The organism is Nostoc sp. (assembly GCF_036919675.1).
Lineage (GTDB): Bacteria > Cyanobacteriota > Cyanobacteriia > Cyanobacteriales > Nostocaceae > Nostoc.
Window position 1 is genome coordinate 125,784 of record NZ_JBALCP010000022.1, and the last position, 16,985, is coordinate 142,768.

At 41.0% G+C, this 16,985-nt stretch carries 21 protein-coding genes; 10 read left to right on the forward strand and 11 right to left on the reverse strand.

Annotated elements, in window-relative coordinates; all coding sequences use genetic code 11:
* Positions 1 to 59: 59 nt before the first annotated feature.
* The 4 genes from hypD to V7K49_RS02620 all read right to left on the reverse strand — a co-directional run bounded on the left by hypD (position 60) and on the right by V7K49_RS02620 (position 5,369).
* Positions 60 to 1,244 carry a hydrogenase formation protein HypD gene (hypD, locus tag V7K49_RS02605; RefSeq protein WP_335204399.1) on the reverse strand — a complete coding sequence of 395 codons (1,185 nt, stop codon included), beginning with the start codon at positions 1,242 to 1,244 and terminating at the stop codon, positions 60 to 62.
* Between the two features lie 201 nt (positions 1,245 to 1,445).
* A complete protein-coding gene (locus tag V7K49_RS02610) occupies positions 1,446 to 1,706 on the reverse strand; it encodes a HypC/HybG/HupF family hydrogenase formation chaperone (RefSeq protein ID WP_334872474.1) in 261 nt (86 codons plus the stop codon).
* Positions 1,707 to 1,813: 107 nt separating this feature from the next.
* Complete coding sequence (hypF, locus tag V7K49_RS02615; RefSeq protein ID WP_335204400.1) at positions 1,814 to 4,162, reverse strand: carbamoyltransferase HypF; 2,349 nt, start codon at positions 4,160 to 4,162, stop codon at positions 1,814 to 1,816.
* Positions 4,152 to 5,369, reverse strand: coding sequence for a hypothetical protein (locus V7K49_RS02620; protein WP_335204402.1), 1,218 nt, complete (start codon positions 5,367 to 5,369; stop codon positions 4,152 to 4,154). The genes hypF and V7K49_RS02620 overlap by 11 nt, the downstream gene beginning before the upstream one ends.
* A gap of 207 nt (positions 5,370 to 5,576) precedes the next feature.
* Between V7K49_RS02620 and V7K49_RS02625 the strand changes: the two genes are divergently transcribed.
* Entirely contained in the window at positions 5,577 to 5,939 is a 363-nt protein-coding gene (locus V7K49_RS02625; RefSeq protein WP_335072529.1) for a hypothetical protein, read from the forward strand.
* Between the two features lie 21 nt (positions 5,940 to 5,960).
* Here the strand turns inward: V7K49_RS02625 and V7K49_RS02630 are convergent, their stop codons facing one another.
* The 4 genes from V7K49_RS02630 to V7K49_RS02645 form a co-directional block, all read right to left on the reverse strand.
* Positions 5,961 to 6,806, reverse strand: coding sequence for a NifU family protein (locus tag V7K49_RS02630; protein WP_335204435.1), 846 nt, complete (start codon positions 6,804 to 6,806; stop codon positions 5,961 to 5,963).
* A gap of 90 nt (positions 6,807 to 6,896) precedes the next feature.
* Positions 6,897 to 7,121: a hypothetical protein gene (locus tag V7K49_RS02635; RefSeq protein WP_335072531.1), complete on the reverse strand. Its 225-nt coding sequence runs from the start codon at positions 7,119 to 7,121 to the stop codon at positions 6,897 to 6,899.
* Between the two features lie 8 nt (positions 7,122 to 7,129).
* A complete protein-coding gene (locus V7K49_RS02640) occupies positions 7,130 to 7,396 on the reverse strand; it encodes a hypothetical protein (RefSeq protein ID WP_335072533.1) in 267 nt (88 codons plus the stop codon).
* A gap of 72 nt (positions 7,397 to 7,468) precedes the next feature.
* On the reverse strand, positions 7,469 to 8,437 hold the full coding sequence (locus V7K49_RS02645; RefSeq protein WP_335072535.1) for a hypothetical protein: 969 nt from the start codon (positions 8,435 to 8,437) through the stop codon (positions 7,469 to 7,471).
* A gap of 464 nt (positions 8,438 to 8,901) precedes the next feature.
* Here V7K49_RS02645 and V7K49_RS02650 point away from each other — a divergent pair, with 464 nt between their 5' ends.
* The 4 genes from V7K49_RS02650 to V7K49_RS02665 all read left to right on the forward strand — a co-directional run bounded on the left by V7K49_RS02650 (position 8,902) and on the right by V7K49_RS02665 (position 13,243).
* Complete coding sequence (locus tag V7K49_RS02650; protein ID WP_335204404.1) at positions 8,902 to 9,693, forward strand: Rpn family recombination-promoting nuclease/putative transposase; 792 nt, start codon at positions 8,902 to 8,904, stop codon at positions 9,691 to 9,693.
* A 412-nt stretch (positions 9,694 to 10,105) separates the two neighbouring features.
* Positions 10,106 to 11,068: a hydrogenase small subunit gene (locus tag V7K49_RS02655; RefSeq protein WP_334793004.1), complete on the forward strand. Its 963-nt coding sequence runs from the start codon at positions 10,106 to 10,108 to the stop codon at positions 11,066 to 11,068.
* A 286-nt stretch (positions 11,069 to 11,354) separates the two neighbouring features.
* A complete protein-coding gene (locus V7K49_RS02660; RefSeq protein ID WP_335204405.1) occupies positions 11,355 to 12,950 on the forward strand; it encodes a nickel-dependent hydrogenase large subunit in 1,596 nt (531 codons plus the stop codon).
* A gap of 86 nt (positions 12,951 to 13,036) precedes the next feature.
* Positions 13,037 to 13,243, forward strand: coding sequence for a hypothetical protein (locus V7K49_RS02665; RefSeq protein WP_335204407.1), 207 nt, complete (start codon positions 13,037 to 13,039; stop codon positions 13,241 to 13,243).
* 53 nt (positions 13,244 to 13,296) lie between these two features.
* On the opposite strand, the gene V7K49_RS02670 is transcribed toward V7K49_RS02665, so the two are convergent.
* Positions 13,297 to 14,223, reverse strand: coding sequence for a hypothetical protein (locus V7K49_RS02670; protein ID WP_335204409.1), 927 nt, complete (start codon positions 14,221 to 14,223; stop codon positions 13,297 to 13,299).
* Positions 14,224 to 14,409: 186 nt separating this feature from the next.
* Between V7K49_RS02670 and V7K49_RS02675 the strand changes: the two genes are divergently transcribed.
* From V7K49_RS02675 to V7K49_RS02695, 5 genes are all read left to right on the forward strand, one after another.
* The gene (locus V7K49_RS02675; RefSeq protein ID WP_335024425.1) at positions 14,410 to 14,655 is read left to right on the forward strand and encodes a type II toxin-antitoxin system Phd/YefM family antitoxin; all 246 of its coding nucleotides are present in this window, start codon (positions 14,410 to 14,412) and stop codon (positions 14,653 to 14,655) included.
* Positions 14,652 to 15,050: a type II toxin-antitoxin system VapC family toxin gene (locus tag V7K49_RS02680; protein WP_335204410.1), complete on the forward strand. Its 399-nt coding sequence runs from the start codon at positions 14,652 to 14,654 to the stop codon at positions 15,048 to 15,050. The genes V7K49_RS02675 and V7K49_RS02680 overlap by 4 nt, the downstream gene beginning before the upstream one ends.
* Positions 15,051 to 15,061: 11 nt before the next feature.
* A complete protein-coding gene (locus V7K49_RS02685) occupies positions 15,062 to 15,211 on the forward strand; it encodes a hypothetical protein (RefSeq protein ID WP_335204411.1) in 150 nt (49 codons plus the stop codon).
* 35 nt (positions 15,212 to 15,246) lie between these two features.
* On the forward strand, positions 15,247 to 15,528 hold the full coding sequence (locus tag V7K49_RS02690) for a hypothetical protein (RefSeq protein WP_335204412.1): 282 nt from the start codon (positions 15,247 to 15,249) through the stop codon (positions 15,526 to 15,528).
* A gap of 171 nt (positions 15,529 to 15,699) precedes the next feature.
* Positions 15,700 to 16,122: a hypothetical protein gene (locus tag V7K49_RS02695; protein WP_335204413.1), complete on the forward strand. Its 423-nt coding sequence runs from the start codon at positions 15,700 to 15,702 to the stop codon at positions 16,120 to 16,122.
* Between the two features lie 129 nt (positions 16,123 to 16,251).
* Here the strand turns inward: V7K49_RS02695 and V7K49_RS02700 are convergent, their stop codons facing one another.
* The gene (locus tag V7K49_RS02700; RefSeq protein WP_335204414.1) at positions 16,252 to 16,593 is read right to left on the reverse strand and encodes a GNAT family N-acetyltransferase; all 342 of its coding nucleotides are present in this window, start codon (positions 16,591 to 16,593) and stop codon (positions 16,252 to 16,254) included.
* A 35-nt stretch (positions 16,594 to 16,628) separates the two neighbouring features.
* Positions 16,629 to 16,985, reverse strand: a complete 357-nt coding sequence (locus V7K49_RS02705) for a GNAT family N-acetyltransferase, cg3035/Rv0428c family (RefSeq protein WP_335204415.1) — start codon at positions 16,983 to 16,985, stop codon at positions 16,629 to 16,631.

The window sequence follows — 16,985 nt, forward strand, 5'->3', positions numbered from 1 at the left end:
TTTAACGCAAAGGAACGCAAAGGGAAGCGCAGAGGTATGCAGAGTATTTGTGAGATGTATTAGTCGGAAGAGAAGCCGCAGGCGGGGAGAGGTTCTTGAGTTATAGCTACTTTTTGTTTTTGGGCGATTGTTTTTTTGGCAATCGTAGAGAGTCGCCCATATTTGTAATAGGCTGCACAAGCACCTTCAGAAGATACCATACAAGTACCAATGGGTGTTTCTGGTGTGCAAGCTGTACCGAATATTTTGCACTCCCAAGGCTTTAAGACTCCTTTGAGAATTTCTCCACATTTACAAGCTTTATGGTCGGCTACTTTGAGATTAGGAATGGTAAATTTAAGTTCGGCATCAAATTGGGCATATTCAGGTTGAATTTGTAATCCTGAATAGGGAATATCACCCAAGCCACGCCAATCAAAACTATCTCGCAGTGCAAAAACTTTGTTTATGGCTTGTAGTGCTACTATATTCCCACTTTTTTGGACAATTCGGTTATATTGATTTTCAACTTCACAACGATTTTCTATTAGCTGTTGCAATAGCATCCAAATCGATTGAAGAATATCTAAGGGTTCAAATCCTGAGACGACTATTGGCTTATTATATTGTTGGGAAATAAATTCATAAGGGTCAGTGCCAATTACCATGCTGACATGTCCAGGGCCAACAAATCCATCCAGTTGCAAGTCGGGATTATCTAATAGTGCTTTGAGGGCGGGAACCACGAGGACGTGATTGGAAAACATACTAAAGTTATGAATTCCTTCGGCTGCTGCTTGCAGGATGGTGAAGGCGGTGCTGGGGGCTGTGGTTTCAAAGCCTAAGGCGAAGAAAACTACTTCTTTATCGGGGTTATCTCTGGCAATTTGCAGGCTGTCTAGGGGAGAGTACACCATACGGATGTCTGCACCTTGTGCCCTAGCTTGCAGTAAAGTAGTATTGGAACCAGGAACTCGCATCGCGTCACCAAAGGTAGCAAAGATGACGTTATGATTTTGAGAGATTGCGATCGCATCATCTAATCTCCCTTTTGGCATTACGCATACTGGACAACCAGGCCCATGAATTAGTTCAATGGCTTGGGGTAATATTTCTTCGATACCATATTTAAATATGGAGTGGGTATGTCCGCCGCATACTTCCATGATTTTGATGGGTTTTTCTAGCTGGTAGCATAATTTGGCGATTTCGCGGCGGATGGCTTCAGCTTTTTCAGGTTCGCGGAATTCGTCAACGTATTTCATAAGGATTGGGGAATAGTTTTTTGGATATCAGTGAATTTTGCTTTCTTTGCGGGGTCTTTTTTTTACGAACTGTCTTCTCTACAAGACACTACGTGAACGTGCAGCGTCTCGTAGAGAAGGACGCAAAAGAAGAAGGAAAGAAAGGCGGGAGTTTTAAACTCTTTCGCTGTGCCTCTACGTGAAACAAAAAATGCTTATTATTTAAGTATTAATCCCTGCTTGTGCTGCTGCTAATTCTTGTAAGAGTTGTAATGTTTCTGCGGCTTCTTGTTCGTTAATTCGATTCATGGCAAAGCCAACATGTACTAATACCCAATCCCCAATACAAGCTTCGGGGGGATGTTGTTCATCTATGATACAAGCAATATTTACTTGGCGCTTAACACCAGCAATGTTAACTATGGCTAATTTATGGTTAACATTGGTAATTTCTATAATTTGTCCGGGGATTCCTAAGCACATTTTGATTTTTTAAGAGAAACGTAGACGCGAAAGCGGCTTGCCGCAGGCTACCATTGAGGCGCAGAGAACGCAGAGAAAATCATTTGTGAGATAAAGTTTGTCAAATATCAACACTCATGTATTAATTGTGCGGCTACAATAACTGCTTGTCCTAAAGATAGCCCACCGTCATTAGCTGGAACTAAGCTGTGAGTAAGTACTTTTATTTCCAAGGTTTGTAATTGTTTGGTAACTTGCTCTAACAATATACAATTTTGAAATACTCCTCCTGTTAGGACAACTTGATTAATCAGATTTTCTTGATAAAGATGCTTAACCATCTCCACAATCGCATTAGCTAAACCTTTGTGAAATTTTGCAGCCATAACTGGTTCTGGAATCTGCTGCTGTAAGTCATCGAGTAAGGCTTGCCACATTGGGCGCGGGTCTATACAATAAATCCTATCTGAAAAGATAAAATTAAAAGGATATTTTGGCGTTTCTTTATAATTATTTAAGCTGCTAACATCTACTATAGCTTCCATTGCGATCGCAGCTTGTCCTTCATAGCTACATTCATCTCTATAAATACCGATAGCTGCTGCCACTGCATCGAACAACCGCCCCACTGAGGAAGCTGGAGGTGAGTTAATCCCTTTATCCATAAGTTGATTGAGTAGCTTTAGTGGTTTTTTATTCAGAAATTTTATGATTTCTAAATCACTATATCGTTGTTGGCAATCATTCCAAAGGTTAGCAGATATTAATTGAGCATAGGTATTACGCCAAGGCTGATAAATTGCTTGTTCACCACCTACCATTACTACTGGTTTAAATGTTGCTAGTCGCCGAAATTTTCGGTAATCAGCTAAAAGAAATTCTCCGCCCCAGAGTGTACCATCATCACCGTAACCTAAACCATCTAAAGCGATGCCTAATACCGCAGGTGAATCTAGAGGGATCCCATTTTCTGCCATGCAAGCAGCGATATGCGCGTGATGATGTTGGATTTGATGAATTTTGATTTGATTTGTATCTGCGAGTTCTTTTCCAAGTTTGCTGGAGAGGTATTCTGGGTGTTTATCGATGGCAATTACTTCTGGTTGATGTTCAAATAAATTTAAGTATAAATTCAAAGTATCTTGATAAGCATTGAAAGCCGCAGCATTTTTTAAATCTCCCAGATGTTGAGAAAGAATTGCTTTTTCTTCACGCAATAGGCAAAAGGTATTTTTTAACTCACTACCCATTGCTAAAATTTGCGGCACATTCTGAAATCCCGGTGGTAAACTAATCGGTGCTGGTGCATATCCTCTGGCACGGCGAATTGTTTGGGCTTTTTCACCGATAACCCGCACAACTGAATCATCTACCCGATTAATAATCTCTCGATTGTGAAACAGAAAATAATCAGCAATTGTCCCTAATTTTTCTCTTGCTTCGTCATTATCAATACATTGTGGTTCATCAGCATGATTGCCACTTGTTAAAATAATTGGGCGATTCATTCGCCGCAGAATTAAATGATGTAAGGGCGTATATGGTAGCATGAAACCGAGGGTATTTTGCCCCGATGCTATCGATGGTGCTACAACTTTTTTACCTGTCGCTTGTAGTAAAACAATTGGTGCAGCAGAACCTATCAATAATTCTTTTTCTTTGGCGTTGACAGTGCAGTATTCTTCAATTATCTCAATATCTCGCGCCATTAAAGCAAAGGGTTTGTGATAGCGCTTTTTACGCTGACGCAGTTTTTGTACAGCAGTTTCCTGAGTTGCATCGCAAGCCAGATGAATACCACCTAACCCTTTAATTGCTACAATCTCACCCTTTTGCAACAAGGTACAAACGGCATCAACATCATCCATCATGGAAAACATGGAAGCAGTAACTGATTTCCCATCGGCGCGTTCTAACCAAGCTTTAGGGCCGCAAGCATGACAAGCGACGGGTTGGGCGTGAAAACGGCGGTTTTCGACATCGTGGTATTCCTTTGCACATTCTGAACACATGGCAAACGCAGACATACTGGTATTGCATCTGTCGTAAGGAATGGCACGAATAATACTCAGGCGGGGGCCGCAATGAGTACAGTTAGTGAAAGGGTAGCGATAAAAGCGGCTAAAAGGGTCGAATATTTCTTGTTGACATTGCGGACAAGTGGCTGCATCAGGGGTAATTTCTGTTTTGATGGCATTACTGACACTAGTAGAAATCACAAAATTATCAAATTTTAATTCACGTTCATGAATAATTCTTGTTAGTTGATTAATTTTTGCCAACGGTGGACATTCTGTTTGCAATCTGGCAACAAATTTGGTTATTGCTTCCTCACTACCAGACACCCTAATTAAAACACCTTGACCATCATTACAAACATCTCCCTGCAAACCGCAGGCTTTAGCAAGACGATATACAGTAGGGCGAAATCCTACTCCTTGAACAGTGCCACGAACTCTAATTTCTTCAGTCGGCATAGTTAAACTGCCACAGCAAAATTCGATTATTTCCAGAATCAGCTATTATCGCTGTCTTGCCACAAATTTTTATTCCGTAACACCAATTTAAGCTATCTCGTTTAGGTAGTCCGAAATTATGATTTTCACCTTTACTTTGAAAATTTGTTTGTCCTGCCAACCCATTTGCTACTGCACCTTGCAGTGATAAAATTGATTCCGGTTTTCTCCATCCTAACAAACGGGAATTAGCAGTATCTGCAACTACTAACCAATCCTCAGTTACCCCCACACCATAAGGCATACTCAAACTACTAGCACTAGGATAATAAACTCCTTGATTCATTTCCACAAAATCAAAGTTTTGTTGCCCTAAAACCACTATACAAGGGGTATTATTTTCTGTTGGTATTCCCTGCCAAATCATTACCCGGTGATTACCTGCATCGCTGACAACCAGATTTTCTCCCCAAAAGGTAATATCGTGACACCAACGCATACTCGCTGCGGTTGGAGAAGCACCGCCGTTTTCATTGCGAGATATCATATCCGGTTGTCCCAAAACTAAATCAGCAGGTTGACCATTTTCTGTTGGTAATTGATGCCAAATTAATACCCTTCGATTACCAGTATCAGCAATAAATAGTTGTCCTTGATGATAGAAAACACCATAGGGCCAGTGCATTGTATTGGCTGATGCTGCTTGATTTCCTCGATTTGGTTCATTATCGGTAAAATTCACTTGCCCTAACACCAAATCTGCTGGAACATTGTTATCTTCTGGTAAATTTTTCCAAATCAAAACCCGATGATTCCAAGCATCCGCTACAGCTAATCCTTCGCCGCAAGCACAAATCCCCGTTGGTACACTTAGGGTTGCCCTTCCCGGTGTACTTTTAGCATTTTGTCCCTCATGATAAAAGTCAGGTTGTCCAATTACCCAATTAGCAGGTTGACTATCTCTCGTGGGTAAATTCTGCCATCCCAATAATCGATGATGTCCCGTATCTGATACCCATAAGGGGCCAGTTTCTGATAACAAACAAGCAGCACGAGGCCCGAACATTGTTGTGGGACTAGGTGCTACAGGTATCACTAATTCTTGTGGTTCAATAATGTTGCCTAAAATTACCTCTGCACCTTGAGGTGATAGAGGTAAATATTGAGAAATTTCTGTTGCTTCTGGCGGTAATTGTGATATGGGATTAATTTTGATTGGGATATCCATGAACCGCAGATAGACACTGATAATTATTTAAAAACATTAATGTTGATTAGCATGTAACAACAGTAACAATTTTGGATATGTTTTTATTTTCAATTAAGTTAAAATCTTTAAGAAACTTCCGTATTAATCAATCTTAAAAAATTTTTGCTAACCTCCAGTGGCTTTTGCTACACAGCGATATTTGTCATGAGTGCGCGATGTACTGAAATGAGAAAGCAATCAAGCATTTTGAGAAAGCAATATGCCTTTTTACTTGCTGAATCTACTGAAATGCTTGCTAAATCTACTGAAAAGAGAAAACAATCAAGCATTTTGAGAAAGCAATATGCCTTTTTGCTTGCGGAAAACACCAAAATTAGAAAGCAATCAGATATTTTGAGAAAGCATTTAGCCATTTTGCTTTCTCAAAACACTAAAATGAATAACCGAATTACACAAATGAGAAAGAATTCAGGTATATTGAGAAAGGAATCTGCCTTTTTGCTTGCACAAAATACTAAAATGAATGCGCGAAATACGGAAATGAAAAGGCAATGTAGCCCTGATTTCCTAATCGCCAAGTATATTTGATGAGATATTACCTTCGCATGATCATTTTTGTAGTTTCACAAAAACCTTATCGTCTTTAATCGTTACTGGATACGATTGAAGCGAAATATCAGGTGCAGTTAAGCATTCACCTGTCTCTAACTTGTACTGGAATCCGTGGGAAGGACAGGTAATAATACCATTTTCAACCTTACCCTCTTCTAGGGGAGATCCTAAATGAGTGCAAGCATTACGGTAACATGTTACCGTAACACCTTGACGATATAAAATTAGTGAATTCCCAGCAATTTGTACTGCCAACACACTAAATTCGGGAACTTGATCAATAGTTGCTACTTTGATCCAAGTAGAAGTTATTTTTGAAGAAAAGGGACTGATTAAACCAGAATTTGCGTTATTAACAGTAGGGTTGTTATTGACTGCAACTACTTTGGTAATTTCGGGACAATGGTTTTTGATTGCCTGTTCTACTCCCTGAGATAAAGTCAAAGTAGAAGCCGGACAACTGTTGCAAGTTCCTATTAATCTAACTTCTACTGTATCTGGTGGCTTAATTGCTACTAGTTCTACATCCCCATTATGGCTTTTTAAACCTGGGCGAACCTCTTCAAGGGCTGTCTGGATACGTTGTGCTAATGGTGGTTTTGGTGGTTTGACTAGTTCGTGATACAGTAGGACTGCATACACTACTTCATCAGTAACAGCATGACGTAAAGCTGACATTGATTCTTGTTTTAGACTTTTAATCAAACTAGTCAATGCAGCTTTATGCAAAGCTTCAATTGCTCTTTTTAGACCTACTGCTACACACCGTTGGCTTTCATCCCACTCAGATATAATTGCCTCAAAGCGGTTAATTTCCTGAACTAATTCTTCAAGGTTAGTCATTGGTGATTGGGCACTTGTACTGAGCATCTCGACTTGCGGACATTGAGCCGATGTCGAAGTATTAGGCATTAATTATTTACAAAGGACAATTCACTTCATTTTGAAATCCTTGAGGAGATATGGCATAATCATGCCCGTCACTAAGCTAGATAATGTTATTGGCAAGTACAGGGGAATTGGGGCTTGTGCGAGTAATACTAGTAGTAAGAAACCTACAGTAACACCAATAGTAGTTTGCTTGACAAAAAATATTGGGTCGCGTAGGAGCTTTCCCTTTAAAAATAACTTGACAGAAAACCACCCTATCTCTATCATTTTTTCTCCTAATAATTTGTCAATAAATCTAAGACAGCAAGCCCTAAGATAATGGCAGGAATTACACCGGCAGGAGCAAATAATGCACCAAGCATTGCTGAAAACTGATAGCCTATATCTTTTCCAGCTAATAGCATTCCACCAATTGCACCGCCGACCATAGACAAAGCTGTTGCTATGATTACCCAGACGAATTCTGTTGCTATATTCAGGTCACCATTTGCTAAACTTGTGAGAAAATCTCTCACATTGAAGTTTGTCAAAATATCTCTCATGCTGTTTTGTCCTCTTGATTAAAGTGAAGAGTGAAGAGTAAGGAATTAAATTAGATCCATAGCTTATAACTCCTAACCCTTCATTTCTGTTTCGACATCTTGTAGCGCTTGGGCTACTACCTCTGCTTGTTCCATTTGTTGATATTTCGTAAATATTTCTAAAGCGTCTTGATAGTACATCCGCGCTTGCAAAAGATTTTTAGGATTACCAGCTTCTGGTTTTTCCTGGTCGTCTGGTAAGTTGAACAGGGCGTTGGCTTTGTTAGAAATTGTGTTAGCGTACTCTAGAGGTGTATCTTTGGGATTACGCACTTTTAGCGCTTCGTCATAAGCTGCGATCGCCCTTAAATTATTCTCCACAGCATGGGAACTCACTAAATATTGCAAAGCATTCCCTAAATTGTTTTGTAACATCGCATATTCTCTGGGATGGTCAATCAAATTAATATGCTTTAGCGCCACCTCAAATGATTGCACTGCTAACCCTTGACGCAAGTATTCTCGTTCCGATGCTAAGGGCATGGAAAGGTAAGCGATCGCAATATTGTTATATAAAATCGCGTATTCTTGGGGGTAATCGTCCCAAGTAAACACCCGCAACGCCTCGTGATAAGCTTGGATGCTGTCGGTTATCCGTGCCAAATTGAACGGTACAAGCGACTGCAACACCAGCCCAAAATTCATCTGCGTCTCTGCCACTTCCTCTGGCGTTGCTAATTGTTGTAAAATCGGTAGAGCTTCTTCATAACCTGCTTTCGCTTGCAGCAGCAGTTGATACTCAGCATCCGGTATTGCCTGTAACGTCCCTGCCATGCCCACTTGGGCCCTGGCTTTCAGCAGGGGATACTCCTCACCACACATTTCATAGGCCCGGTAATATAACCCAACTGCATTTCGCAAGTCTTGGGCAGCTTTGGGCTTTTTTTGAAAGCCCTGTGCTATCTCGATCAGCATCTGGATTTTTTCCTCTGTTGAGGCTGACTCTGATGCAACAGCTGCGATCGCAGCCTTCACCGCTGAATCTGTAATGCTAGGGGTCATAACTCTGCCGTACTCTAGCCAATTGGGAATTGAGTCTGTCAACGCCCACGAATGATCAAGACACGCTTTCGCATCTGATCACGGGCCATACTGATTTACGCAGGCTTCGAGTCCTTTAGGCGGAATTCCCCTTTTTTGTCTGAGGCTAGGATTAGGGACTAAGAACTAGGGAAGAAACTTAATCCCCTATAGCCAATGTCCTATACCATGCCCAATAAAATACTATAAAACACCCTATTTATAAAATTCTAGGGTGAAATTGCTAATATTAATGTCAGCTTTAAACACCTAATATTTTTAAAATATTTTTTGTATCATCACCTAATACAATTCAAATATTATTTATTGAATTGTTGACATACATATATTATGCACTATCTTTAGCCAATTTTTGTGTACTCCAAAGAGTCGCCACGGGATCGTCGAAGTGTAAAATATATTCATCAACTGTAAAACTAGCTCTTTTGAAAACAGACAGTATCTTCTATCGCATCTTTCAGAGTATTCCCAGCACTTTCTTTGAACTGATTAACCAACCGCCGCAAATAGCTAGTGCTTACCAATTTTCTTCAGTAGAAGTCAAACAACTGGCGTTTAGAATCGATGGCGTCTTCCTGCCAAATGCAGCAGAACTACCCATCTATTTTGCCGAAGTCCAATTTCAACCAGACAAAAAACTCTACTCACGTTTGTTCACTGAAATCTTTAACTATCTCGACAAAACCGAATTAACCAACAATTGGTGTGGTGTTGTTATCTTCCCCAACCACAGCGTTGATACTGGAGATACCGAAAGATATACAGAATTACTCAACTCCCAACGAGTGACTCGCGTCTATCTTGATGAATTAAGCTCAATTGAGGCATCATCAATCGGCATCGAGACAGTTAAACTGATCATCGAACCGGAATCAACGGCGACAACAAAAGCTCTAGAAATAGTCAACAGTGCCCGACGGCAAATTCCAGATGTCGCTACTATTAGGGAAATTATACAATTGATAGAGACGATATTAATCTACAAGTTGCCGCGATTGAGCCAGGAGGAGATAGGAAAAATGTTTGGATCAAATGAGTTAAAGCAAACTAGATTTTACCAAGATGTTTTTGCAGAGGGTAGACAAGAGGGTAAACAAGAAGGTAAGTTAGAAGCGATACCCCAGTTATTAGCGATGGGTTTAAGTATTGAGCAGATAGCTCAAGCGTTAGGTTTGGACGAACAAGTTGTTAGGCAAGCTGCACAACCAAAATCTTAAAACAATAAACTACTAGGTCGGGGCGCAAAGTTTTGTGCCCCGATATTTTACTGTATTTGACTCAGTTATTGCATTAAAATCTGACGGCTTAAAATACTTATAACCTCACCCAGATTAGCAGTTGGGAATAATTTTTATTAATAATTAGATAGTTTTTACTGCAATAAATTAATCCCGTTTATTTGGGATTTTTTTTTATTTGTTAAATGTGTTACATATCTAACAGACATAAGACCTTAAAATAATCTTGATGGGATTTCCGTGATTGTTAATGATTAATTCTTTTTTAATGAAATTGAATTAAATAAAGAAATATCTTAAAATTGAAAAATAAATATTGATAACCAGGTGAGGTTTTACAAGCATTATCATTTACATCATGCATGTTAAACAATAGAAAAACACCTAACTGATGACTAACGTACTATGGCTACAGGGTGGTGCTTGTTCAGGCAACACCATGTCATTTCTCAACGCCGAAGAACCGACAGTCTGCGATTTAATTGCCGACTTTGGCATCAACTTACTTTGGCATCCATCCTTGGGGTTAGAAATAGGCAACAACTTGCAAACAATGCTGTGGGATTGCATTTCTGGCACAATTCCTTTAGATATCTTGGTATTTGAGGGCAGTGTTGTCAACGCCCCCAACGGCACAGGCGAATGGAATCGGTTTGCCGATCGCGCCATGAAAGATTGGTTAGCAGACCTCGCCAAAGTTGCTCATTTTATCGTAGCTGTGGGAGACTGTGCCACATGGGGAGGAATTCCCGCCATGTCACCCAACCCCACTGAATCAGAAGGTTTGCAATTTCTCAAGCGTCAAGAAGGCGGCTTTTTAGGTAAAGACTTCTTGTCTCAAGCCGGATTACCTGTAATTAATATACCTGGATGTCCCTCCCATCCCGACTGGATTACGCAGATATTAGTTGCGATCGCTACTGGACGCATAGCAGACATTGCTTTCGACGAACTAAATCGTCCCCAAACCTTCTTCAACAGCTATACCCAAACAGGTTGTACCCGCAACGTCCACTTTGCCTACAAAGCATCAACCGCCGAATTTGGTCAGCGTAAAGGATGCCTATTTTATGACTTGGGTTGTCGCGGTCCCATGACCCATTCTTCCTGCAACCGCATCTTATGGAACCGCGTCTCTTCCAAAACTCGCGCCGGAATGCCTTGTTTAGGTTGCACCGAACCAGAATTTCCTTTCTTTGACCTCAAACCCGGAACCGTATTTAAAACCCAAACAGTGATGGGAGTTCCCAAAGAATTACCGCCAGGGGTGAACAAAAAAGACTACGCCTTACTCACAATGATTGCCAAAGATGCCGCACCAGCTTGGGCAGAAGAAGACTTTTTCACAGTTTAGTCATTGGTCATTAAATTTTGTCGGGGAGCCAGTGCGTTGCGGTGAGTCCAGCGCTGTAGGCGGGTTTCCCGCCGTAGGCGACTGGCGTTAGCGAGTCATCGAGCGTCACCCGAAGGGAGGTTCCCTCCGTTGTAGCAACTGGCGTTGTGTTATCGCGTAGCGTAACGCACCACCTCGAATTTTAGGTGCGTTAGGACAAAAGTCCGTAACGCACCCTACAAAACTACTTTTTCACAGTTTAGTTCGTAGTAAGCACTAAAGTGCTTATCAAAAACAGGAGAAGAGAATGGCAATTCAATCATTAGACATTTCGCCCGTCGGTAGAGTTGAAGGCGATTTAGATGTCAGAGTTGACATTGATAATGGACGCGTAGTCAACGCCTGGACACATGCCGAACTTTTCCGAGGATTTGAAGTTATCCTCCGCGGTAAAGACCCCCAAGCCGGATTAATTGTCACACCTCGCATTTGCGGCATTTGCGGCGGTTCTCACCTGACTTGTGCATCTTGGGCATTAGATACAGCTTGGGAAACAGAAGTTCCTCGTAATGCAATTTTAGCCAGAAATCTCGGTCAAATTGTCGAGACAATTCAAAGCATCCCCCGCTACTTTTATGGTCTATTTGCCATAGACTTGACCAATAAAAAATACCGAAATAGCCGTTTCTATCAAGAAGCTGTGAGACGCTTTGCCGCCTTCACTGGCAAATCTTACGAACTAGGCATAACAATTTCCGCTAAACCCGTAGAAATTTATGCACTATTAGGCGGACAATGGCCGCATTCTAGCTACATGGTTCCCGGTGGCGTGATGTGCGCCCCGACCTTAACAGACATCACCCGCGCTTGGGCGATTCTGGAATATTTCCGCACCAATTGGTTAGAACCAGTGTGGTTGGGTTGTTCATTAGAACGCTATGAACAAATCGAGACATATGATGATTTTAGGGACTGGTTAGATGAAGACCGAAATCATCGAGATTCCGACTTAGGTTTTTATTGGCGCATGGGTTTAGATATCGGTCTAGATAGATATGGTGCTGGTGTTGGTAAATATGTCACTTGGGGATATTTAGCCCATGAAGATAAATACCAAAAGCCGACTATTGAAGGACGAAATGCGGCGATGATCATGAAAAGTGGAGTGTATGACAGCTTCACACACACTCACACCTTAATGGATCAGTCATTTACCCGCGAGAATACAACTCACTCCTGGTACGATGAAGGGACAGCAGATGTTCACCCAAGCGATCGCACCACTAAACCTACTGCGAATAATACAAAAGATTTCGATAACGCCTACTCTTGGTCGAGTGCAGTCTTGCACAAAGACTTCGGACGTTTGGAAGTTGGCCCCTTAGCGCGGCAATTAGTTGCAGGTGGCAAACATGGTGAATCTTGGCAGCACTACGACGGCTTTATCCTCGATGTATTCAAACGGATGGGTGGCGCTAGTATTCATGTGCGTCAGTTAGCACGACTTCACGAACTTGTCAAGTTATATCGTCAAGCCGAACACTGTTTACGCGAATTTAAGTTAAACGACCCCTGGTATATCAAACCCAAAGAAAAAGATGGTCGCGGTTGGGGTGCAACGGAAGCAGCACGCGGTTCCTTGTCTCACTGGGTAGAAGTGGAGGGCGGTAAGATTAAGAATTACCAGGTGATTGCCCCAGGTACATGGAATATTGGCCCTCGTGACGGTGAAGGAATCCGCGGCCCCATTGAAGAAGCTTTAATTGGCACACCCATTTACGATTCTAGCGACCCGGTGGAAGTTGGTCATGTGGCGCGATCGTTTGATTCTTGTTTGGTGTGTACAGTTCACGCCCATGATGCTAAGACTGGTGAAGAGTTGGCGCGTTTTCGGACTGCTTAATTCTCAAATATCAGATCGTCTAGCAGAATGCATATTGAGTTACACTGGCTCTACAAGTGGTTGCAATTTTGCTAGACATACTTTGTATGGCTGAAATTATTGAGATACCTGTTGAGTTGACTCATTTTCAACTTCCTGAAGCTGTCCACGAGCATCTGCAATTTCTGCTGGATCGCCAAGATGCAGGCGAAGTGATTACCCAAACAGAACGACGAGAAGCAGAAGGGCTGGTTGAGTTGGCAGAATTTTTATCTCTGCTGCACTTGCGATCGCAAGTGCAGCAGGGTTGTTAGGCTGGGACTAAACATATTATTGAGCTAATCGAGAAGCAAAATCGTGTGCGAATTTAATTCGTTGACTTTATTCGCTGATAAGCAGGAATTTGAAAGTTTTCCTGCTCATTTATTGTGATTAGGTCACGGACTTTGTTGAACAAACTAGCTCCTATATTTGTTTCAGTACTATTGGCTGAGTAAATAATATTTTCTTTTTGAAAGGCTCGGATGATAATCTTAACATCTCCTTTCTGCAATATTGAACTCTCTGGAAGTCTTATCTCTATAGGTTTAGTTACTAAATCCGTATTAAGACTGTGTTTCCCAAGAGCTTCAGAAAAAAGCGGTAAAATGACTTCATTATAAAGAAAATCATACTTAATGAATCCGTATGAGCTATTTTTCTGGATAAATATATCTGGCATTAAATCAAGTTCAGGGTATACAAATCGGAATGCCTGGAAAATCTCCAACGCAATGATTGAGGCTTGAACAACATCTACCTGATTAGCTAGATAAGGTATAGAAGAAAAACTTGTCTTATAAAATTGAACTTCTGAATTAAAGAACCTATCGTGAAAAACCTCATTTCTAAAAGTTTGAAATTCTTCTAATTTTGGCAATATACCTGAGCGATAAAAATCTTGATTCCCTATTTCCAGTATTTCAAAAACTGCTGTGAGGCGACCGTTGAGCTTTTTGCCTCTAAATTCATTGAAATCCTTATCTTTAAGAAAACAAGCGATTTTTAGCAATGTGTTTATAAACGCTTCAATAGCAAGAAACCAAAAACCAACTGCGCTTATGGAAACATTCCCCTGATTGATTATGTCTTTTGACTGCTCCAGTTGCTCAAGGTTCTGACATGAAAAATAGAAAGCTTTGATTGAATAATAAGGATAGGTGATTAGGAGCATAGAAGATTCATCATTTCCCTTTTTAGGGAACCAAGCATAAATCTGACCGATATTATCTTTTCTGAGGTCTTCCAATTTCATATTAGTGATGGGCTTCCATATAGGCTCGAAGCAGGCTATTAATTTGGGTTTGATAGCCGTGCTTTTGATATTTGAATCATTCTAAAACATCACTATCTATACGTAAAGTAACTTTAGTTTTAGAAATCGCCCTTGCACCACTATCACAAAAAAACTAAACTTAGTTTACAGACTTAGTTTAATCTTATGGAAACCGTAAATATTCATCAAGCTAAAACGAATCTCTCAAAGCTATTATCACGCGTAGAACTTGGAGAAGAAATCATTATTTCCAACCGAGGCATTCCGATCGCCAAGTTAATTCCGTTTCGCTCCTCATCAAATCGACTCAATAGTTTAGGGCAGGATCAAGGGCGTTTTGTAGTGCCAGATGATTTCAACGCGCCTTTGCCAGAAGAAATTTTGGCAGCATTCGAGGGCGGTGAAGAGTGAAACTCTTGCTAGATACACAATGCTGGTTATGGTGGTTTGCCCAACCAGAGCTTTTGAATGAGGTAGCCATCGCCCATATTGCCGATGAAACGAATGAATTGTGGCTCTCAGTTGCCAGCATTTGGGAAATGGGGATAAAAGTTGCGATCGGAAAGTTACCACTGTCAGACCCCCTAGACAGTTATATTTCTAGTCGGATGGGGATGTTGGCAATGCGAACGCTAGAAATTACAGCTTCTCATGCTTTACGAGCGGCTGCATTGCCTTTGCATCACCGAGATCCTTTTGACAGAATGTTGATTGCACAGGCTCAAATAGAAGAGATGACACTTGTGAGTGCCGATTCAATGTTTAATAAATACGACATTTCCCTACTTTGGGCAGCCAAATCTTAAGATTTTAACCTATGGATCAAGCTAAAAGAGAATGGCTAGAAGCAAAGTGCTGGAAAGTTGGCACAGTTTCAGAATTTTTAGAACTCACACCAGAAGAAACCACCTTAATTGAGATTAAATTAGCTCTCAGCCGCAACCTGAAAGAACGACGACAAAAGTAGATAGGATTAGTGATCGCTCTCTTTTTGGGTCAGCGATGCCTACGACTGGCTACGCCTACACATTTGCTACTTCGGCGACTACATTTGCTATTTCAGCGATCGCATTTACTATATCAGCGACTACATTTGCTATATCGCCAACTATATTTGCTACTTCGGCGATCGCATTTGCTATATCGGCGACTACATTTGCTATTTCAGCGACTACATTTGCTATATCGCCGACTACATTTGCTACTTCGGCGATGCCTACGGCTGGCTACGCCTATGCATTTGCTATATTGGCGATCGCTCCATCAACTCTTTTAACCTGTTGACATTCTCAGCACTGAAGCAACTGAGATTCTTGCTTCACAGGGAGTCCAATTCCCAATGCCTAATGCCCTTTTATTCAAAACTCGTAGCGTAACACACTAAAACTTATAGAAACAGTGCGTTAGGCTGGCCTTAATTCACTTCAACAAAACAGAAATTTACAGGGTAAGCTTGTGTCTGATTTAGCGCTACACGAATATCTCCCTCGCGTTCCCGATGCAGGATTGCAAGAATACATAGAATGGTGTGTTATAGAGCAGGCCAAAGCCGCAGAATGTAACTTTACTCCAGATAGAAGTAAGTTAGATAATTTGCCGCCAGAAGACTACGTCCCTAAACTTGTCGAGCAGTTCATGAAAGTTAAACCAGACCCAATTAGAGCAGGTCTAGTAGCAGCGATCGCTGGGAAGGAAGCTGACAAACATGCTCTATCCGGTTTAGCGATCGCAGCCGATTTTGTATCCCTTTATGTCAAGTACTTAATCCCTAAAGAGGGAAGTACTACAGAACAAGCTGAAGAACTCTTGACTAAAGCATCACAACATCAGTCTGAGAAACTTACTGAAATTGCCAAGAAACATGGTGTAGAGTTCTAGTTTCTTACTGATAACTTAGTTTTTTAGAGGCTTTGCCTATATTATTAGTCAAAGCCTCTGGTATAACCCTGTATTTTGCAGATTAGTATAAATACTACTTTTTAATTGAAATACAACTTCTACTTGTTGTTAAATATAGCCTACTCGATACCAATACTTATACATTGGTTCATAGCCGAGTTTTTCATATAAGTTGTGACCTGGAGTATTTGCCTGTACTACCTGTATGTAAGAAAAGTAAGCTCCTTTATCAATACCCCATTGAAGCAAACCCTGAATAATCGCTGTTGCATAGCCACGCTGTCTTTGCAACGGACTTGTAACAAGGTCAAAAATGCCTAAACAACCGCTTTCTAAAATACCTATTCCACACGCAACAATTTCTTCATTTAGTTTGAATGAGACAAACAGGGTTTCTGACTTTATTGCTGTCAATATCATCCGATGAATAGTTGATGGCTGTTCTCCCAAAGCTTTCAAGTTATGGTAAGCAACTAACCAATCGTTTAGAGTCTCCTGACTAATAGTGGGTAGAATATTAAGCGATCGCTCTCTGATAATATTAGACCCATGACTAGGGATGGCTCAATTAGTTGATATCCCCTTGTGGCTAGCCGCTCATCTAATACTTCTGGCTTGGTGAATGAGAGCAAGCGGAAAATAGGTTTTTGTTTACGCTCTCGATATTGCGACTCGCAATAGGTAATCTTTTCTTCAATGTCTAAACCAATTTGATCCAGAACGCTCACTGAATTTCCTCGCTTGGTATAACCATCAGCAAAACGCATCAGCCAACCACGATGGTTGATAGTTTCAAAAGCAGGCCATGCTTTTAATGATATTTCTTCAACTACTCTCTGCAT